Here is a 20,628-nt window from a genome sequence, read left to right on the forward strand (position 1 = left end):
TTACAAAACATTTATAGCTAATAATCATTTTCTTCTTTATAACGTTGTTGTCGCAATTGTTCGCGTTTTTGAGCACGTTCCTTTAATTGTTCGAAACTACTTTTTTCATTAGCGCTTAATAAGATATTAGTATTACCGACATTGTCATTTTTGCGATACATGTAAGCACCTGTACGATATGCTGCTCTTGAAATTAAGTGTCCGCCTACTGGTGATGTTAGATTAATAAATACTAGCGCTAGAATTAAACGTACACTTATATAACTTTGAGCAGAAACAAAGTACACGATTACGCCAACTAATGTTAACAACACAGATAAAGTAGAACTTTTTGTTGCAGCATGACTTCGTAAAAAGACATCTTGGAACTTAATTAAACCGATTGCACTGATGAGTGCAATGATACTCCCTAAAAACATCATGATTGCAGCGATGAGGTTAACGATTTCGCTTATTGTTGGCATTGAAAACGTGCCCCCCTTCAATGAAACGTGAAATAGATACCGAACTAACAAAGGAGATGATGGCAATTAATAGAATAGAATCCAAAAATGAAAAAGTGCCATATACAACGCTCATCACGCCAACGATAGACATTAAAATTGCACTCGAGGCATCGAATGCCACTACTCTATCTGCTGTTGTTGGACCTTTGATCAGTCTAAACAAACTAAACAATAAAGCTATACCAAATACTATAATCGAACTCGTAATAAAAAAGTTTGTTAGCCATTCTATCATTCTGCCACCTCCAATATAAGTCCTTCATATTGTCTAATACTCTTTAATAACTTAAGTCGTTCTTTTTCCGAAATATCTATGGCATGGATAAAGAATTTCTTTTTTTCTTTTGAGATACGAATCACGGTTGAACCTGGCGTAATAATGATTAATATCGTCAAGAATGAAACGCTCCAATCACTCGTTAGTTTCGTTTCATAAGTTACCAAACCTGGATTCATATCTTGCGTTTTAAATAAAATATAATTGATTGTAGTCATACTTGAAGTAATTAATTGATATAAATAAACTGCTAAAAACTTTATTGCTACCCAAACTTTTTTTAGATAAAATGCTTGTCCAAAAAAGCGATGTAAGATATATATGACAATCAATCCAATTAAATATCCGGAGAAGAAAGTTGTCACTTTAAACGCTTCTTCGTCTTGAAAAAGCACCCATAAAAAGGCAATGATGACGTTCAAAACTACTTGTCTCATTATTTCTCCTCCTTCATTAAATGTGGATTTATGAGTTGCTCATATTTACCTTCATCCATATTTAGATGCGTGGCATTATTTGTCACTTTCAATATCATTGGTGCAGCTAAGCCGATAATGATAACGATAACAACTAAAACGCCGATTAAAGTAGCACGATAACGTGGTATTTTGTTGTAGTTTAATTGTTTTCCCGTAGTAGCACTACCTAAATACATAGTGAAATAAATTCTAAACAAGCTAAACATCGCTATGACACTAGTGATAACCATTAATGTTAAACCAATGTAATTGCCATTTTCGATAGCGCCTTGGAATATTAATAATTTCCCAGGAAATCCACTAAATGGAGGCACACCTCCGATAGCAAGTGTAGTTACGACTAATGCGATACCTAGTATAGGTTCACGTTTAGCTAAACCTTGTAAATAATTATATTGTCGTCGTCCTGTTATATATACAAGACTACCAATAACAAAGAATAGTAACGTTTTCACCACAATATCGTTAACTAAATAAAATATTGCGCCATTCACGCCAGCAAATGTATGAGAACCTAATCCTAAAATGATAAATCCTATCGATAAAATTACTTGGTATGCCGCTATCTTCTTAATGTCTTTATACGCTATCACACCAAATGCGCCAATAAGCATTGTGATACAAGCTAAAAATACGAGTAGTGAATGTGTAATGTGATCATGGCCATTAAACATTAATGTGAAGAAACGTATTAATGCATAGGCGCCTACTTTAGTCATCAACGCGGCAAATAATGCAGCAAGTTCTGTATTTAATACAGCATAAGCTTTAGGTAGCCACATGAATAATACCAATGCAGCTTTAGAGCCGAATGCGATTAAAAATACCATAGATACAATAACGATAGCATTATGATTGTCTAATTCTTTCAATCTTTGAGCTACGTGTGCAAAATTCAACGTTCCAGTCAACTTATATAAAAGACCTATACCAAGTAATAACAACCACGAACCGATAATGTTCAATACGACAAATATAATTGCGGCACGTAATTGTTCAACCGATTGACCTAAAGTGATTAACACGAATGAGGCAAGTAACATAACTTCAAACATAACGTATAAATTAAATAAATCTGCAGTTAAAAATGAGCCGATCACACCGACTGTTAAGAAAAGTATAAAACTTGGTAGATAGAAACGAATAGCTCTTTTTTCTGCACGTCCAAAACCATATGAAATGATTAAAGTTACAACAAAACTAGATGTTGTCACCATTAATAAACTTAAAGAATCGCCTACAAATTGAATACCATATGGTGCTTGCCAACCACCAAAATCAAGTGTGATTGGCTTATGATTTAATACATAAATTAACAAGATTAACGAGATGATGGTAGAGACTGCTATCGTCCCAATCGCAAATATGCGAGATAATAAACTGCGTTCACGAATAAATACTAAAATAAATGCACATAATGCCGGGAGAATAAAAGGTAATATTAATAAATTACTCATCGTTATCCTCCTCTCCACGTAACACATCAATTTCATCTTCTTTCGTTACGCGGTATGTTCTATAAACCAATACAAGTAAGAAAGCGGTCATTGCAAAACCAATTACAATTGCAGTTAAAACAATAGCTTGTAGCAATGGATCTACAAAATTATTATTCCCTGTACCAATCAATGGTTCTGCCATATGCTTACCGTAATTACCCATACTCATAATAATTAGATTTCCAGCATGTGTATATATAGAAATGCCAATGACAATACGTATTAAATTAATTGAAAGAATCATATAAGTACCAATAAATATTAAGAAACCGATAACTAATAATAATATTAAATTCATGAGCGACCACCACTTATCGATAACATAACCGTTACAATAACACCTACAACAGTTAATACGACACCTAACTCAAATAACGTCACCGTCGTCAAATGCATGTCACCTAACAATGGCAAGTGTACATGCGCATCAGTTTGATAAAGGAACGGTTTACCGAAAAACATTGGTAAAATAGCCGTAGCCATAGACACTAATGAACCTAATACGATTAATATTTTAAAATCTACAGGTACCGATACCAAAACTTGCTTTACATCGAAGGCTAAAAACATCAACAAGAATGCCGAACTAAAAACTAATCCGCCTATAAAACCGCCACCTGGATTATTATGTCCTGCTAAAAACAAATAAAAGCCAAATGTTAATAATATAAACACTACAATTTTTGTTATGGTACGCAGTACAACATCATTCTCTTTCATCTTGTCCCCTCCGATCTTTAAAGTTAAGTAATGTATAAATACCTAAACCTACTATTATAAGTACGACACCTTCAAATAAAGTATCAAAGGCTCTAAAGTCTCCTAATATTGAGTTAACAATGTTTTTACCACCTGTTAACTTATATGCGTTGTGGTAGTAAGTAGATATTGAGCTCATAGACTTACCTTGCTGAACAATAAATACTAATATCACAACCGTTGCAGCCATAATAAATGAAACGATAATTTTAAATAATTCACGCTTTTTATGTACTTTTCCGCGTGGTACGTTAGGTAAGCGTGAGAAACTTACGATAAATAATATTGTCGTAATCGTCTCTACTACGAGTTGTGTTAAAGCTAAATCTGGGGCTTTCATTAAAATAAAGAATATCGTTACACAGTATCCTACGATACCGTTTAAGATAACCATCGTTAAACGTTGACGAATAAAAATCAATGCTACCCCAAGTACAAATACTACAATGACCGTGATTACTTCTAATGGCCCAAATTCACTAACATGTATTTGATGCACCTTAGGAAAACCAATTTGAACAATTGAGTAGATTACAACCAATGTAAAAATTAATAAAGTCATATTAATGTATTGATTCAATCTGTTATTCATTAAATTACGTATGCTATAACCAGAATACGATTCAAATTGTTTATATGAATCATTGTATAAATTAGATAGCGATATTAACTTGTATTTACCTGCTATTTTTGTCCAATCAACTTTCAATGCTGCAGTTAAACCAATGATGATAACTAAAATACTAAAGATTAACGGTAAATTAATACCATGCCATTGAGCAATATGTGGCGCGATTTCGTCGACCTTTTCACCAATTGTAATGCTTCGTAATGCCGGCAGTATTAAATGCTTACCCACAATATTTGGAACAAAGAAAATGATTGGTAATAAAATCATCATTATCATAGAAGGTAATGTAAATAAGACTGGTTCATGTATATTTTTGTTAGGTAAATGCGTTTCTTCATACTTACTCCAAAATACTTTCTTAATCATAAACATGGCATATATCATAGTGAAAATACTCGCAACGACACCAATAGTAACTATTATTATAGTTAATACACTACTAAATCCTTTAAGTTGATGTGCACTTACTAAGCCATCAAAAAACATTTCTTTACTTAAAAAACCATTTAATAAAGGCATACCGGCCATTGATAGCGCAGATAGTAACATCACGACATGTGTTATAGGTAACACCTTACGCATTCCAGATAACATTCTTATATCTCGCGTACCTGTTTCATGGTCTATAATCCCTACACCCATAAACAAGGCACCCTTGAATAGAGCATGGTTTGATAAGTGGAATAGAGCTGCGAATAAAATCATGGCATAAATTTCAGTAAGTTCACCTGTTGTATGGCCAGCTATTCCTCCACCCAGTCCTACCATCGACATAATCATACCTAACTGACTAATTGTCGAATAAGCTAAAATGCCTTTTAAATCATATTGTCTAACAGCATTTAACGCACCAAAAATCATTGTTATTAATCCTACAAAAGTAACGGCATATATATAGAATTGACTCAGACCCAATAGGAGTGTGAATCTAAACAGTAAGAAAATGCCTGCTTTTACCATTGTTGCCGAGTGAAGATAAGCACTAACTGGCGTCGGCGCAGCCATAGCTTTAGGTAACCATATATGAAATGGAAATTGAGCCGACTTCGTAAATGCGCCGATAAGCATAAGTATGACAATCGCAATGAATAATGGACTTTGTGCTATTTTGTCACTATGGTCAATAATTTCTGTAATTGTGTTAGTCCCTGTAATTGTGTAAATCATAATAAATGCAATTAATAATGCCAAACCGCCAAGAACAGTAATAACAAAAGATTGAATTGCGCCGAATTGACTATCTCTATTGTCGTACCAATAAGAAATAAGTAAGAATGAAGATACACTCGTTAATTCCCAAAAAACATATAAAATGATTGTATTATTTGCAGTTACAATACCTAACATACTCAACATAAAAAGTATTAAGTATATATAAAATCGAGGTAAATTATCATGTTGTTTTGAAAGATATTGCGTAGCATAGAAAAATACAGCTAAGCCTATTACTGATATGAGAATTGAAAAGAAAATACTTAACCCGTCTAAGCGAAAAGCTAAATTAATATCAATCGAGCTAAGCCAGGGTATGTTGATATTAAGAAAATGCCCGTGAAGCACTTGAGGTAGTTGCCAAATGAAGTAAATTGTTGAAATGATGGGTGCAATGATAGCTATATGTCCCGCATAACGGCTCATCTTGTCGTTAGCAAAAGTAATAGCTAGTAGCACCATAATAATGATTAGAATACTAAATAGGTATATCAGACTCATCGTTGCCCCCCTTTACTGTTATAAATTTAAAGCTATTGTTGTTTTACTCGCCTTTCTTGAAATGCCTATAAATTTCATGGTCTCATATGTTGTCTGATGCCCTAGATATTTTTGGATTATCGATATTGAAATACCCGATTGATAAGCATGATAAGCGAATGTTTTTCTTAATGTTGTTAAACCAATATGTACCATTCCAAGTTCTTCCGCTGCAGCATGAATAATACGATATGCTTGTTGTCTCGATAAACCTTTATGTGTACGATTTGATTGAAACAACAAATCGCTAGTCACTAATTGTTCTGTCGAAATAAAATTTTGTAAATCCTGTTGCAAATCTTCAGGAATCACAATATTTATATTTGTGGCATGTTCTTCTACCCAAAATGATTTAATCAATTGATCTGATGCAATAACATCTGCAACTGTTAAATTTAATAATTCGTTCAATTTCACACCAGTATGTATAGCAAATTTAAATAATAAATAATCTCTTTGAGACTTTGATTGTAATACTTTGTACATCTCCTTGATTTCTACCAAGTCACGTATTGGATCAACTTGATTCATGACTTCACCTCTCACCTATAAACGTTTCTTATTCAATATTAAATGATATTTAAGTAACATTAAAGCATTTTGCACCCAGTTGTTAAAATTTTCTGTCTCATTTTGCTTTTGCCAACGATATATATAGTGAAAGGAGGTTAATCATTATGGATGAAGTTAGTCAATTAACTGTCGTACTGTCACGAATCGTGCTTAATGAAGCTGGTAAAGCTACTAAAGTTACGCGTCGCTTTCCCAATTTAAATCCCCAAGCCACTAATGACCAATTAAGACAATTCAAATCTATTATCGAACAACTTATCAATGAAACTTTCGATACATTTGAAGTAGTCAAAACTATACATTTACAATAAGGAGGTTAACTTATGTCTCAAACATTAGAACTTACGTTTACGGATGATTTAAAAAAACCGTTAAAATTACAAATATCTAAAATTGAGCATGTTGTTGACGCAACGAACGTCAGAAATAGTATGGCATCTTTAATTGATTTAGATATATTAAGAATTTCTAAAAGCAAACCAACTAAAGTTCAATCTGCTCATCTAATAGATAAAACAATAAGCACATTATTTGATGTGTCTACCACATCAAATTAATTTAATCTCATAAGAATATAGAACAAAGCCGTTCTTTGGCGTATTCGCCATTGAACGGTTTTTTATTAGTTCTTTCGTTTTGCAAATGAATAAACTATTTTTATAAATATTTTACAAATTTATTATTTCTTCAAATTAATACCATGATTTATCAATTAATATCCTTTATAATCATATTATCGTACAAACGCTCAATACATAGATTTTTTATCATTGCGTATTATATTTAGAAAGTGGGATTATATGTTTCTTTTATTTATTATAGGGATTGTTGCTGGTATGGTTGTACCCTTCCAAACATCAATCAACTCTAGGCTTAGTTTATACACCAAATCATCATTTTATGCTTCCACTATTTCCTTTACTACTGGCACTTTATTTTTAATACTTATTAATGCCATCATTAACCCTCAAGCATTTACACCACACTTTTATAGCGGACAGACATTAAGCTATGTATGGTTTGTCGGTGGAGTATTAGGCGTAATCTTTTTAACAGGAAATTTATTATTATTACCCAGACTAGGTGCTTCTCTAACTGTCGTAATGACAATTGCTGGACAAATTATTATGGGCGTAACAATCGATACTTTTGGTTGGTTCGGCGCACCACATGAACCTTTTACAATTTTCAAAGTAATAGGCGTCATTATTTTATTTATCGGCATTTTACTTATGAATTATACACGCAAATCGGCTAATAAAAATAAAACAGCCAACCATATATATATATGGCTTATCATTGGCTTTATTTTTGGATTTGCGCCGCCTATTCAAACGGCAATTAATAGTGCTTTAGGTCAACAAATCCATTCCTCAGTCATGGCTGCACTCGTTTCATTTACAATAGGGACAATCTTGCTATTTATTTTGACGCTTCTTTTCAATAGATCACTCAAAATGACGAGCCACAATGAATTCCAAGGTAACATTAAACCGTGGTATTTTATTGGTGGTATCCTTGGTGTAATATTTGTGACGAGTAATATTATTTTAATGCCTCATTTAGGTGCGGCAGTCACTACTATTGTTGCGATGCTAGGTCAAATGTTGATGGGTGTTATCATCGATCACTTCGGATTATTAGGCACTACCGTTAACAAAATAACACTACGTAAAGTTGTGGGTGTTATCGCTATTATGATTGGAATTATTTTACTACGCTTTTTCTAACAATGTAGCTTTTAGACATTTACTTTTCACTTTTAGTAAATGTCTTTTTTTAATACCTAAATTTAATGTGTTTTCATAGTATAATAACTATAACAATCTACACTATTGAGGTGACTGCTATGAACAAGCAAATTTTAATATCAATATTCACTATAATCAGTACCATTATTTTTGTATCCTGCTACTTTTTTTATAAGCATTATATAGCTAAAACTTCACATCAATCTAATATTAAAACTATGAAGGTTCAATACGAACCGTCTAAAAAAATAAAAGCACGATACGAACCCCAAGCATTATATCATTTTTACCTAGAACCTAAGCAGGGATACATAAACAACTGGTTAGTAAAAAATGATACGCAAGTACATAAAAATCAATCACTTTTTGAATATTATAATCCAACGATCGAAAAAGCGATTGCACTTAAACAACAACTACTAGCAACATTAACCCATGATTTAGAAAACACTCGGGACAACGCGCAGATTATTAATTTACAAAATGACATTGCAACACTCCAGCAAAATTTAAGAACTAAAGTTAACGCCCCTTTCGATGGTATACTAGTCATCAATAACAGCAACCCTTCAAAGCCGCAATCACGTTTTGCCACACTTTATCAACCGAAATATCATATATCTGCTAAAGTACCTGAATCATACATGTCCACTTTAAAATTAGGTACCACGCTTAAAATCCGTTCCCCACTTAATAATCAACTCAACAATGAAAAGATAACTCATATTTCACCTATACCTACCAATTATGATACTGCTGACAAACAAGCACAGTATGAATTAAATTTAACAACTTCTACAAAACCATTACTCGGACAACATTGCGAACTAGAAATCCCCTCTACAACCATTGTTATTCCTCAATCAGCATTATTAAATAATAAATATATTTTTATAAAAAAATCTAATAAATTTGAGAAAAGAGTAATTAAATTTAATAAATCGGGTAATAATAATCGTATCATTGTTAAATCAGGCTTATCTCCAGGAGATATAATTGTGGAAAATGCAAATTCAGTAAATAACTTGAATTAATTTTATTTTTTAGAGCAATATAAGAATCATAACAAACAATAGTGATAAACTTTAATTTAAAAGTAATTATTATTTTTTGAATTTTGCTTATTTTCTTATTGAATTACAATAGAAAAACATCACGCTCATTCTTAAACAGTTTTTAGTTTACTTTTTATTTTAATTTAGATATAATTAACTAAATAATACTGGTTTTAATATATTTTATACAAATATATTCTAGCCTTATATTAAGAATAAGTTTTGTATAAACTTTGAATTTTGACAAATAATTATAAAATTGTTACTACTAATACAACTTGAACGGGCTTATAACACGGGAGGAATAAATAATGGCGATTTCAAAAATAAACGATTGTTTCGAATTATTAGCTATGGTAACTTACGCTGACAAATTAAAAGGCATTATTAAAAAGGAATTTTCTGTAAGTTTCGAGGAGTTTGCAGTGCTCACTTATATAAGTGAACATGAAAGTGAAGAATATTACTTAAAAGATATCATTAATCACTTAAACTACAAACAACCACAAGTAGTGAAAGCGGTGAAAAATCTATCACAAGAAGATTACTTCGATAAAAAACGTAATGAACATGATGAAAGAACCGTGTTGATTTTAGTTAATAAAAAACAACGCAATAAAATCAATGAATTATTAGGACGCGTTAATGATAGAATCAAACAAGCGAATGATAATAAAGAAGTTTAATACTTCATTATCTCGCTTTTCACTAATAAAACTGCGAGTTACCTTTTTAGGTAACTCGCAGTTTTTTTACATTATATCGCTTGGCAAGTTTATCATTAAATATGATTCAATTTTGTCGCGTTTATAAATATATTAAATGCGTTTTTAAAATGCATCGGTTCTTCTATATGAGGCGCATGTCCTGATTCATTAAATATATTTAAATTAATATCTTTATGTGTTGCCAAGATAGATTTTACATTGTCGTGATTAACTAAAGGATCGCACTTCCCGTTAATAATTAATATAGGTACATTTCCTCTTTTAATATTTTCATCATCATGATGCGTTGGAAACGACATTAATGCTCTATTAGCAATAGCGCTACATTCATCTTTTTGTCTGGCGTATATTCTCTGTTCTTGTAACCATTTTCGTGCGCTTTCGTGCGCTTTCGTGCGCTTTATAGATGTATGGAAACAACACAATCAAAGCCTCTGCTTTATCAAAACCAACAATTTCATCTTGGTGTTCAAACATTAATTTATTGAGACCATGCGTACCATTAGTGAAATCAAATGAAATTAATGTTAAAGACAAGACCTTCTCTTCGTAGCATTCTGCAAATGTTTTTGCTATAACACTCCCCATCTCATGACCAATTATATGAACATGTGCAATATCTAACCTTTCGAGAAGTACAGCTAAATCATGAATATGATCCGTTAAATTATAAGCAACAGGTTTTGATGAATAACCATGCCCTCTCACATCATACGTGATAACCTCATAATGTTCTTTTAGTTCTTTTTTTAAATTTATAAAAGCAGCCATATTACCGTCTAAAGCATGAATTAAAACGACAGGAATACCTTGACCCTCTCTTGTATATGCAATCTCGTTGTCATTATCAATCGAAATTTTATTCATTTGGGCCACCTCCCCTTACAAAACAATATACCCGCATTTAAGATACTTTATACTAGTTTGTTGCAATTAATCACTATTCAAAACATAATCAAATTTATTATTTTTAATTAATATTTCCTTTATAAATTACAAACAAAAAGAGAGAACTGAAGTCATATCAGCTCTCTCTTATACTAATTTCTCGACGAAATTTTTATTGTGTAATAAATAATAACAATTAATAATAATACCCAAATCGTAATAGATGCAATTTGTGCAATCCCAGAATTAGTAATCATTGCATCAATTGTTTTTTGACAAAATAATAAGCCAATGCCAGTAAATTCTAAACGTCTAAAATAAATACCAGAAATACTAAAGATAATACCTACGAAAAAGATAAATTGATGTGCATAAATAGTTACTGAAACAATACTAAAATTCACGTTGAATGCGTGAATAACTACAAGTATTAGTGACACTAAGGCAATCGCCAATCCAATATACATCTCAACCTTATTACTGTACAAATAATTTTTTTTCGCTATCCTTAAATAAATAACAATAGAAATCGGTAAAATAATTAGACAATATACGATAGCTAAACCCGAAATAGCTTGAAAAGGTACATACTGTTTATCATATAAATATGAAATTAGTACAAAATTTAAAATAAAAAAGACAATGGGGTTTAACTGTAACGTAAATAAATTACGCTGAATTGTTAATATAATCTCTGCTGGTGACTTTCCTCTATATTCAATATAATCTTGGTCTTGTTCTTCAGATTTTTTAAAATCTTTTTTTAACTTGTTTTTAATATCATCAATTAAATTAGGAGAAAGTCCTTTATGGGTAAAATAGTCATTTATATTTTCCACTAATACTTTATCGTTAACTCGCATTATAATCTCCTTTTCCTTACTTTATTACAAAATATGATTATATTTTTATTACTCAAATTAGTTTTAAGTTTAACTTAATAGTTATTGTAACAGTAAAACAACCGACAAGTATACACAATGCCGGTTGTTTTATTAAAATATTAATATTTAAATCACTATAATTATTGTAAGTCTATACGATATAGTTTTATGTTTTTATCTTTTGGTGATGAAGAAGTAAATTGATAAGATAAATTATTATCTTGTACATAACCTATGTTACCAGTCACATTATTAAAATGTTTACGTATAGTGGCATTTGTACTTACTTCATTTTTTACTGCATTAAATGAAGGTCCAGAAGGTTCATTATATGACATTGACACTCTAGTAATTTTACCTTGGTCTTTTTTACCGTCGGCAGTAACGACTAAAGTTCCTTTTGGTTCTTTAAATTCATAATAATGCTCTTTATGATCGGGTCTATAAGAATATAATGGTTTTTTATTCGTTTTTAAAACCGTTTGAATTGAAGCACCAATTTTCGCACCTTCTAATGACTTATCACCTTGTTGTAACTGCTTCACATTTTGAATTGAGTTACCTGTGGCAGCATCTGCACTGGTTGCACTCACACCTGACAATGTAATACCTGCTACTACTACCGCTGACAATAACTTTTTCATAAGCACTCTCTCCTTTAATTACAAACTAATTGTGCTCATGTATAGTATAATATAATCATTACAAAAATAACAGTAATATTACAGAAATATTTCATATATTACTTACTTTTCCTTTAAAAATTCTTATTAATATATTTAATAATTATTTAAAACGTTTAATGAAGTGATTGACTGAATTTAAAAATTCAGCTTTTTGTTCAACAAATGGATATAGTCCAGACGATTGAAACACTTCAAATTCACTATCTTTAATATAATCAGCGACTTCTTTAGCTTCAACTATCGTCGTTCTTTCTCCATGTTGACCTGTAATAATTTGTGTCGGCGTCGTAACTTTACCAAGGTAAGCTCTAATATTATTACATTTAAATGAATCTTTAATAGAATCCATTTCTTTACTCGTTGCTATTCCATTTGTATTCTCTACATGTTTTAAAAACTTATTAACTTTCTTTTTGTCGTAATACATTTTATCTGCAAGGAATTTATGCCGTTTTTCCTCCTCCCATGTGCGGATCGTTTCAGAATATCTTCTATATATACGTTCTTCTGGTGTAGAATCTTCAATCATCGTAGGGTTAATCATTGTTAACGACGACACATAATGTGGATTTATGGCACTAAATTCTGCAGCAACTGAGGCCCCCATCTCATGCCCAATAACAGCACATTTATCTATGTAAAGATAATCTAACAACTCTTTTACATCATTAGCATAATCTGTAAATTGAATATTATTAGGTTTATCAGAATAGCCATGACCACGTAGATCAATTAATACGACTTGATTATGTGCGGCTAAATCATCCTCGATACTATGAAATACAGTATAATTATCAAAAGCAGTGTGGATTAATACAATCGCATAACCTTCACCCACTGTTTTATAATTTAATATTGTACCGTCATTTGTAGTAAATAAATTCATAATTTAATTTCCCTTCTGTTCTAATGGTAAAATAGTCAATAATTCTTCTAAAGTTGATATCGTATAATCTACTTCTTCTGGTAAAGGTTCTATCTCTGCATCTTCTTCTTTAAACCATACACTAACCATACCCATTGCTCGAGCTGGAGCAACATCATTTAATGGGTCATCACCAACGTACATTGTTTCTTCTGGTTTAGTATCTAATTTTTCTAAGATATTTTCAAAAATTTTAGGATGTGGCTTTCTATAACCTACTGTTTGAGAAGTAGACATATAATTAATAACATGTTCTATGCCTAAAGCATGTAAACGATATTGTTTAATTTTAGATTTACCGTTAGCGATAACGCCAGTAAGATAATCTCTTTTATTTAATTTTTCGAGCGTGTATAACGTGTCATAATATGGAAATACATAACGATAGAAATGCATTTCAAAATCATGAAACAAATCTTTCCAAGTTAATCTATCAATGTGAAAATCTTTAATTATGGCTTTATATAATTCTGGCTTATCATGATCTTCGTCATCATCAAGTTCAATAAATTTATTTTTAAAGTCTGCCAGTTGGATACTAACTAAATAGTCATGGAAACGTTCATATTGTTCTTCAATAAACTTGTCTCTCGATTTTTTTCTATCTAATAAAGTACCTTCTAAATCAAATACGACCGCTTTTATATTTGATAAATCCATAGTCTACCTTCTTTATAATTAATTTATATAGCGCAAGTTAATCTACTGTTTTAGGTTGAGTTACCATCAAGTAAAATAATACCGGAATGCCAATTAATGCTAGAACAATACTTGCTGGTATTTGATACGTTTGTAAAATAATACCACCAAACCAATCAGCAATTACCATTACACTACCGCCTATAATAATGTTCAATGTCATTTGTATACCTAATGAATATCCTACGTAATATCTGCGAATCAATTGAGGTATAACCATACCAATAAATCCGATAACGCCAACAAATGAAACAATTGTTGCTGTAAGTATTGAGGAGATAAATAGTACGGTATAGGTTAAATTTCTAGATTTAATTCCTAGAGATTGCGCATGCATTTCACCTAATTGCAGTAATTTTATACGCGGCATTAAACTATATAATATTATAATGCATAGAATCAACACAAGCCCTATATAATATATTTCATTATATTCTGCTGAAGAAAACCCACCAAACATATAATTTACAATATTATTCATTTTGCGCTCATTAAAAATGATTAACACGTAGAGTAGTGCGTTAAACAATGCACCTATCATAATACCTGCCAAAATAAGCGATCTTGTTGGATACCCTCGTGACATGATTGATGTAATTAAAATAACTAATATTAATGTTATTAAACTAAATATCATTGATAATAATGGAATGAACAAGAAACCCAGTCCTAAAATTACGGCTAAGCCAGAACCAAACGTAGCACCACTAGCTAAACCTAACGTAAAACTATCTGCTAATGGGTTATTTAATAACGTTTGAAACATTTGACCGGCAAGCGTCAATCCAATACCTGCCAATAATGCTTCAACCACTCTAGGTATTCGAACTTCTAGCAATATCGTTTGCGCCATTGCATGATTAAGCCCCCATAAACCCCATACAATACTTAAAATGAAAGTAATTATTAATATGATTAACCACAAATATAACGTCTTATAATGTTGCATCATTGTTCCACACTTTCATTAATATCTCGATTATTTCTTCTTATTACAATATCACGAGCAGTGCATTAACACCATAGCAATAAATTATACTCATATACATTATCAACATATATTATGCACAAAAGCATCCGTAACGCTAGCCTTGGCTAATGAACGTTCGGATGCTTATCTTAATTCAATATTATTATTTATATAGTGCATCACGTAAAGATTTTAAACCATCATCAATACGAGGTCCTGGACGTGATATTTGGTCACCATTCACAGCTTTAATTTCATTATTTTTAACTGCCTTTGTCTTTTCAAAACCACCACGTTGTTTTACCATTTTTTTATAATCAGCTTCACTCATACCCATTGTCGAAATCATCACATCAGGGTTCTTTTTAATAATACTTTCCTTACTCACTTTTTTCCATCCTGCTTCGGATGCAAAGTCATTTTTTGCGTGTAATTTCGTTAACATATCATTGAAGAATGTATTTTTACCTGCAGTATAAATTTCAGGTTCTGAAGAAACTTCCATAAATACTTTTTTCTTAGGTTTATCTTTAGGCACTGATTTTATAACTTTATCAACATTGTGACGTGTTTCTTTAACTAATTTATGTGCTTGTTTTTCTTTATGTACGACTTTACCTACTTGTTCAAATGACGCATAAGTTGCTTTTAAAGACTGTGCATCTTTAATATAAACGACTTTTACGCCACTTTTTTTCAATGACTTAAGCACTTTGCCATCAGTAGATTTTTGACTTTCATGCGCTAATATTAAATCTGGTTTCGCTTTGAGTAAAGCTTCTTTATTTAATTTCATAGCGTTAAATTTCTTTTTATTTTTGACGTCTTTAGGATAATCGTCTACCGTCGACACACCAACAATTTTTTTACCTAACCCGAGTTTGTATAAAATTTCAGTGTTACTTGGCATTAATGAAATAATTCTATCGTATGATTTGTTCGATTTATCACTTTGTTTATCATTACTTCCGCCACTACATGCACTCAGTAACAACACAGCTGCAACTATTAAAAATAATAAACTTCTTGTTTTTTTCACTTTGTATTCTCCTATTTTTTAGATTAATTTAATAATATCAAACAATTTAAACGATTTCATTGCTATTTCTTAATTAACTTAACTATATAAAATATAAAATGATTATCCTTGTTGCTTCACATAATATTTTATCGCTGCTACTAGATATTCATGAAAATTTTCAACTCTATTTTTATTTAAGTTGCGCTGAAAACGTTCATCATTGTTATATGTTTCTGCTACATATATTAAAAATTGTTTATCACAATGAGGTACTTGCTGAGTTAAAATCGTTTCAAGTTTCGGAATAACGCGTGCAATGTCTGCAATACTTTTATTTTCTAATACTAAGTTATTCACTTCATCAAAAAATGCATCAACTTGTGCTTTCGTTTGCTGATTATTTTGTTCACGTTCTTTTTTATTCATGCCTACTCTTTGTTGATCAAAGGATTGATAGTACTCGGTATTGCCATATTTTAATTGTGCTTCTTTCATATATTGTTGGTCCATATTAAACGCTCCTAAATTTTCTTCTTTCAATGCTTGTTGTGGTGTATTTTCAAAGTGTTCATCTAAAAATTGTAAAATATGAGTCAATTTATCTCGTTGTTGTTTCACATTATTGTAGCTTGCTTTCAGCATATTATTTTTGGTCTGTTTGTCCGCTTCGAAATATAACTCGATTTGCGCTAACGACAATCCTAGTTCTTTCAAAAAGATAATCGACTGTAATTTACGAATATTAGCTGAATCATATAAGCGATAGCCATTGCTTTCAATATGGTTAGGTATAACGAGCTCGATATCATGATAATAATGTAATGTTCGTTTGCTTATTTGCACGACATCTGCCACTTCTTTAATCGTAAATAATTTTTTCATGCGATTTCACCTCCCATTTCAAACTATGCACTATTACGTAACGTTACAGTCAATCACTGTTATCTAATAAAATAACTTTCTAAAAATTGCAGTTTTTGTTGTTCTTTTTTATTAAAGTATTGCTTACCAAAATTATCTAATAAAGCATGAAACTCATTAGCATCTTGAGCAGTAAAATGTGCAGGTAATGATACTTGTTTACGCAATTGTTCATAATTATTCATGCTATTATAGCCCAATTTATAAAAAATCCTGCGTGTATAACTGTCTGGAATAAAGACTGGCACTTCAAAAATATATACGAGCAACACATCTGCCGTTTCATGACCAATCCCTTTTATGCTTAACAAATTAGCCCTCAACTCATCTTGATAATATGCTTTAATTTCTTCATATTCAAAGTCAAATCGTGCCATCCATGTCAGCACAGATTTTATAGTTTGTGCTTTAGCTCTATAAAAACCACTTGATTTAATTATCTCTTGTAATGCTTCATCAGATAATTGCAATATGTTATCTGGCGCTAATTGTGTGTGCTGTTCCAAGTTTTCTATGGCAAGCGCCGCGTTTCTCCAATTTGTATTTTGTACTAATATTGCCCCTAAAACGATTTCTATCTTAGTTCTAGCCGGCCACCATTGTTGAGGGCCCATATGTTTATATAATATGTGATATAACTCTGTTACATTTAACATGATTTATCCTCACTTTGTAGAAAAATAAAAAGGCTAAGACATACTTTGATGTCTTAGCCTATATTATCATATCGCTAAAATATGACTTACATTGATTCTGGTGCTTGAACTCCAACCAAATGCAATGCATTGTGTAACGTTATTTTTACAGCTTCTATTAAAGCAACAAGCGCTGTAGTTTTAGCTTCATCATCAGTTAACACTTTTTCATCGTTGTAGAATTTATGGAAGTGTGAAGCTAAATCTTGGATATAATTTGTAATACGATGTGGTGCTCTATGGCTTGCTGCACTCTCTATAGTAGGTTCAAAGTCAGCTACTTTTTTCAACAATTCTATTGCCTTATCATTAGTAATCAATGAATAATCTGCGTCTACAGATGGTTTAATACCTCTATCTGCTGCTTGTTTTAAAATTGAACAAATACGTGCATGTGCGTATTGCGCATAATAAACAGGATTATCTTGTGATTCTTGCTTAGCTAATTCCATATCAAAATCAAAATGCGTATCAGAACTACGCATTGTTAAGAAATAACGTGCTGCATCTACGCCCACTTCGTCCATAATTTCACGTAACGTAATAGCATTACCTGTACGTTTACTCATTTTAACTTCTTGGCCATCTTGCATTAAACGTACAATTTGCATGATTTGAATTTCTAAACGATCACTATCTACGCCAAATGTTTCCATTGAAGCTTTTAAACGATTAATATAGCCGTGATGATCTGCACCAAATAGGTCTATTAAAATATCGTTGCCACGTTGTATTTTATCGAAATGATAAGCAATATCTGGTAAGAAATACGTGTAAGTGCCATCTTGTTTAATTAATACTCTGTCTTTATCATCTTTAAAATCAGTAGTACGTAACCAAGTAGCGCCGTCTTTTTCATATGTGTACCCTAAGTCCGCCATTTTATTTAACACTTCGGTAATTTCATTTTGTTCGTAAAGTGACGTTTCGCTAAACCAACTATCATAATTGATATTGAAATCTGCTAAGTCTTTTCTTAATTTTTCCATTTCATAAGAAACACCTAGTTGTCTAAATGTTTTAACACGTTCATCTTCTGGTAAATCTTTAAGTTCTGGTTGTTTCTCTGCTAAATCTTTACCAATATTAATAATATCTTTGCCATGATAACCATCTGCAGGCATTTCGTGACTCGTATCACCTAATGCTTCAAAATAACGCGCTTCAATTGAACGCGCTAAATTTGTAATTTGATTACCAGCATCATTAATGTAATATTCTCTCGTTACATCATAACCTGCTGCCTCTAATAAATTACATAACGTGTCACCTACTGCAGCGTTACGTGCATGACCGATATGTAAATCTCCAGTTGGATTGGCTGACACATATTCTACTAGTACGCGCTCTTTACTATTAGGAGCTACGCGACCAAAATTATCGCCTTTATTAATAGCTTCTGATATCACTTCAGTCAAATATGAATTATCTAAATAAAAGTTAATAAATCCAGGTCCTGCAATAGCTACTTCTTTGACGTGTGCTTTTGTAGTATCTAAGTTATCAACGATAGCTTGTGCAATTTCGCGAGGATTACGTTTAGCTAATTTAGTTAATACCATTGCAATATTTGAAGCATAATCTCCATTTTTGTTATCTTTTGGTGTTTCAATTTTAACTTCAGGCATCTCACTTGCATCAATAAGTTGAGCTTGTTCGATGCTATTTTTAATTTCATCAATAAGTGTTTGTTTCACTTGATCAATTATGTTCATTTTCACTTTGCTCCTTATAAGTAATTTCAAATTGGTATGTGCCCATTTTTTCTTCTTCTTGCCATAGATCATAATGTACTTTTAATTTTCCACCATGGTCCGTTACAAAATGTAAAATAGAGTGTGTGCGTACTGTCATTGGTATACGTCCGCCACCTACTTCATATAACGTAAAAGTATCTTCACCTTCAACAAAATGAAGATTCATATTAATATCACCTTTACGTATAATTTTGACGCCCGATTGTTCAATTTTAATCGTAACTTTCACTGTGGCGTCATCGATAATTTCTTGATAGCGTATAAATTCAGCGTTACGTTTTGACCAAGTTCCATGCGTTTTAAATGAAAACTTATTCTTTTCATCTAATTGTTTAACCACTTGTTTTGTTTGTATGTCCACATTGTAATCCAATGCTCGTTTCACCCTAATCTCATTAAAATAATACACACAATTATAGCATAATTTATATATATGCAATACAGTTGTGATATTGTTTAGCAATAATAAAGAAGCTAAGTATAAATTAAGTTAGCTACACATAAAGGGTTCAACGAATGTTTATCGTTCGTTGAATTTTAGTTATAGCCAAATTACCTTAGCTTTAAAAGTTAATCTAAGATATTTACTTAGCTTCTTGTACTTTATTCTGTTGCTAATGCTTGATGTAATGCTTCGGTAGAATTGTTCCACATTTCAGCATTATGTTGTGCCAAAAATGCTCTTAAAACCTTTTTATTCTCGTCGCCAATTTGATCAACGACAATTTGTCGTTTCATTGATTTATCCATCATGTTTACGTGTTCAGGCATGCTCTTATACCCACGTCTAATTTTTTTGTTAACCATTAAGTAACAAGCCGTTACTCCAGCATAATAAGGTCCGTGTTCGCCACGTTCAGTCGTAACCCAACATAGCCAATATTCTTTAGCACCTTCTACATCTACTGTCTCTTTTTCTTTAATCCATTTCACGCCTTTTTCGACGCTAGCACGTGCATGCATGCCACCAATATCAATAAATGCCTCTTTGTTTTCTACATCTATAAATACGGGCGCGATATTATCCAAACTAATGGAACCTATATTTGTTCCTTTATGCCCATCAAGTGGGTCATTTTTTATAATATTAAATTTAAAGCCGCTATTTTCAGCCACTAGGTGTGCACCTCCAATATTTATCTTTATCACTTATATCAATCTTAAAATATCTC

Annotated in this window: 25 protein-coding genes and 1 pseudogene; 5 read left to right on the top strand and 21 right to left on the bottom strand. The window is 31.7% G+C overall.

The window, feature by feature from the left end; genetic code table 11:
- Window positions 1-17 precede the first annotated feature (17 nt).
- From RPL90_RS04375 to RPL90_RS04410, 8 genes are read right to left on the bottom strand one after another with little or no spacing between them, the layout of a single operon-like run.
- On the bottom strand, window positions 18-464 hold the full coding sequence (locus tag RPL90_RS04375; RefSeq protein ID WP_313545908.1) for a Na+/H+ antiporter subunit G: 447 nt from the start codon (window positions 462-464) through the stop codon (window positions 18-20).
- Complete coding sequence (gene mnhF2, locus RPL90_RS04380) at window positions 439-741, bottom strand: Na+/H+ antiporter Mnh2 subunit F (protein WP_313545910.1); 303 nt, start codon at window positions 739-741, stop codon at window positions 439-441. The genes RPL90_RS04375 and mnhF2 overlap by 26 nt, the downstream gene beginning before the upstream one ends.
- A complete protein-coding gene (gene mnhE2, locus RPL90_RS04385) occupies window positions 738-1,220 on the bottom strand; it encodes a Na+/H+ antiporter Mnh2 subunit E (protein ID WP_313545912.1) in 483 nt (160 codons plus the stop codon). Before mnhE2 ends, mnhF2 begins: the two co-directional genes overlap by 4 nt.
- A complete protein-coding gene (gene mnhD2, locus RPL90_RS04390; RefSeq protein ID WP_313545914.1) occupies window positions 1,220-2,719 on the bottom strand; it encodes a Na+/H+ antiporter Mnh2 subunit D in 1,500 nt (499 codons plus the stop codon). The genes mnhE2 and mnhD2 overlap by 1 nt, the downstream gene beginning before the upstream one ends.
- Window positions 2,712-3,059 (bottom strand): Na+/H+ antiporter Mnh2 subunit C, encoded by a 348-nt coding sequence (mnhC2, locus tag RPL90_RS04395; RefSeq protein WP_313545916.1) that lies wholly within the window; start codon window positions 3,057-3,059, stop codon window positions 2,712-2,714. The genes mnhD2 and mnhC2 overlap by 8 nt, the downstream gene beginning before the upstream one ends.
- Complete coding sequence (gene mnhB2, locus RPL90_RS04400) at window positions 3,056-3,481, bottom strand: Na+/H+ antiporter Mnh2 subunit B (RefSeq protein WP_061855351.1); 426 nt, start codon at window positions 3,479-3,481, stop codon at window positions 3,056-3,058. Before mnhB2 ends, mnhC2 begins: the two co-directional genes overlap by 4 nt.
- Entirely contained in the window at window positions 3,468-5,864 is a 2,397-nt protein-coding gene (locus RPL90_RS04405; RefSeq protein ID WP_313545919.1) for a DUF4040 family protein, read from the bottom strand. The genes mnhB2 and RPL90_RS04405 overlap by 14 nt, the downstream gene beginning before the upstream one ends.
- A gap of 18 nt (window positions 5,865-5,882) precedes the next feature.
- Complete coding sequence (locus RPL90_RS04410; RefSeq protein WP_313545921.1) at window positions 5,883-6,434, bottom strand: tyrosine-type recombinase/integrase; 552 nt, start codon at window positions 6,432-6,434, stop codon at window positions 5,883-5,885.
- Window positions 6,435-6,580: 146 nt separating this feature from the next.
- Between RPL90_RS04410 and sroA the strand changes: the two genes are divergently transcribed.
- The 5 genes from sroA to sarA all read left to right on the top strand — a co-directional run bounded on the left by sroA (window position 6,581) and on the right by sarA (window position 9,968).
- On the top strand, window positions 6,581-6,787 hold the full coding sequence (gene sroA / locus RPL90_RS04415) for a sigS mRNA-stabilizing protein SroA (protein ID WP_313545923.1): 207 nt from the start codon (window positions 6,581-6,583) through the stop codon (window positions 6,785-6,787).
- 12 nt (window positions 6,788-6,799) lie between these two features.
- Window positions 6,800-7,033, top strand: coding sequence for a DUF2922 family protein (locus tag RPL90_RS04420; protein WP_313545925.1), 234 nt, complete (start codon window positions 6,800-6,802; stop codon window positions 7,031-7,033).
- 243 nt (window positions 7,034-7,276) lie between these two features.
- Window positions 7,277-8,206, top strand: coding sequence for a DMT family transporter (locus RPL90_RS04425; RefSeq protein ID WP_313545927.1), 930 nt, complete (start codon window positions 7,277-7,279; stop codon window positions 8,204-8,206).
- Window positions 8,207-8,325: 119 nt separating this feature from the next.
- Window positions 8,326-9,261 carry an efflux RND transporter periplasmic adaptor subunit gene (locus RPL90_RS04430; RefSeq protein ID WP_313545929.1) on the top strand — a complete coding sequence of 312 codons (936 nt, stop codon included), beginning with the start codon at window positions 8,326-8,328 and terminating at the stop codon, window positions 9,259-9,261.
- A gap of 332 nt (window positions 9,262-9,593) precedes the next feature.
- Window positions 9,594-9,968: a global transcriptional regulator SarA gene (gene sarA, locus RPL90_RS04435; protein WP_313545931.1), complete on the top strand. Its 375-nt coding sequence runs from the start codon at window positions 9,594-9,596 to the stop codon at window positions 9,966-9,968.
- A 95-nt stretch (window positions 9,969-10,063) separates the two neighbouring features.
- Here the strand turns inward: sarA and RPL90_RS04440 are convergent, their stop codons facing one another.
- The 13 genes and pseudogenes from RPL90_RS04440 to RPL90_RS04500 all read right to left on the bottom strand — a co-directional run bounded on the left by RPL90_RS04440 (window position 10,064) and on the right by RPL90_RS04500 (window position 20,572).
- Entirely contained in the window at window positions 10,064-10,309 is a 246-nt protein-coding gene (locus RPL90_RS04440) for an alpha/beta fold hydrolase (protein ID WP_313545933.1), read from the bottom strand.
- A 28-nt stretch (window positions 10,310-10,337) separates the two neighbouring features.
- Window positions 10,338-10,877, bottom strand: a complete 540-nt coding sequence (locus RPL90_RS04445; RefSeq protein ID WP_313545935.1) for an alpha/beta fold hydrolase — start codon at window positions 10,875-10,877, stop codon at window positions 10,338-10,340.
- A 173-nt stretch (window positions 10,878-11,050) separates the two neighbouring features.
- A complete protein-coding gene (locus tag RPL90_RS04450; protein ID WP_313545937.1) occupies window positions 11,051-11,761 on the bottom strand; it encodes a hypothetical protein in 711 nt (236 codons plus the stop codon).
- A 161-nt stretch (window positions 11,762-11,922) separates the two neighbouring features.
- On the bottom strand, window positions 11,923-12,426 hold the full coding sequence (locus RPL90_RS04455; RefSeq protein ID WP_313545939.1) for an SA0570 family protein: 504 nt from the start codon (window positions 12,424-12,426) through the stop codon (window positions 11,923-11,925).
- A gap of 142 nt (window positions 12,427-12,568) precedes the next feature.
- The gene (locus RPL90_RS04460; protein ID WP_313545941.1) at window positions 12,569-13,354 is read right to left on the bottom strand and encodes an alpha/beta fold hydrolase; all 786 of its coding nucleotides are present in this window, start codon (window positions 13,352-13,354) and stop codon (window positions 12,569-12,571) included.
- A pseudogene (locus RPL90_RS04465) lies at window positions 13,332-14,053 on the bottom strand (HAD family hydrolase). Before RPL90_RS04465 ends, RPL90_RS04460 begins: the two are co-directional and overlap by 23 nt.
- Before the next feature lie 37 nt (window positions 14,054-14,090).
- Window positions 14,091-15,041 carry a FecCD family ABC transporter permease gene (locus tag RPL90_RS04470; protein WP_313546058.1) on the bottom strand — a complete coding sequence of 317 codons (951 nt, stop codon included), beginning with the start codon at window positions 15,039-15,041 and terminating at the stop codon, window positions 14,091-14,093.
- A gap of 184 nt (window positions 15,042-15,225) precedes the next feature.
- Window positions 15,226-16,101 carry an ABC transporter substrate-binding protein gene (locus RPL90_RS04475; protein ID WP_313545945.1) on the bottom strand — a complete coding sequence of 292 codons (876 nt, stop codon included), beginning with the start codon at window positions 16,099-16,101 and terminating at the stop codon, window positions 15,226-15,228.
- A gap of 102 nt (window positions 16,102-16,203) precedes the next feature.
- Window positions 16,204-16,965 carry a MerR family transcriptional regulator gene (locus tag RPL90_RS04480; RefSeq protein ID WP_313545947.1) on the bottom strand — a complete coding sequence of 254 codons (762 nt, stop codon included), beginning with the start codon at window positions 16,963-16,965 and terminating at the stop codon, window positions 16,204-16,206.
- Between the two features lie 59 nt (window positions 16,966-17,024).
- On the bottom strand, window positions 17,025-17,660 hold the full coding sequence (locus RPL90_RS04485) for an endonuclease III domain-containing protein (protein WP_313545949.1): 636 nt from the start codon (window positions 17,658-17,660) through the stop codon (window positions 17,025-17,027).
- Between the two features lie 86 nt (window positions 17,661-17,746).
- A complete protein-coding gene (argS, locus tag RPL90_RS04490; RefSeq protein WP_313545951.1) occupies window positions 17,747-19,414 on the bottom strand; it encodes an arginine--tRNA ligase in 1,668 nt (555 codons plus the stop codon).
- The gene (locus RPL90_RS04495; protein ID WP_313545953.1) at window positions 19,401-19,829 is read right to left on the bottom strand and encodes a YwiB family protein; all 429 of its coding nucleotides are present in this window, start codon (window positions 19,827-19,829) and stop codon (window positions 19,401-19,403) included. Before RPL90_RS04495 ends, argS begins: the two co-directional genes overlap by 14 nt.
- Window positions 19,830-20,059: 230 nt before the next feature.
- Window positions 20,060-20,572 carry a YwhD family protein gene (locus tag RPL90_RS04500; RefSeq protein WP_313545955.1) on the bottom strand — a complete coding sequence of 171 codons (513 nt, stop codon included), beginning with the start codon at window positions 20,570-20,572 and terminating at the stop codon, window positions 20,060-20,062.
- Between the last annotated feature and the right edge of the window lie 56 nt (window positions 20,573-20,628).

The organism is Staphylococcus kloosii, assembly GCF_032139365.1.
Classification (GTDB): Bacteria; Bacillota; Bacilli; order Staphylococcales; family Staphylococcaceae; genus Staphylococcus; species Staphylococcus kloosii_A.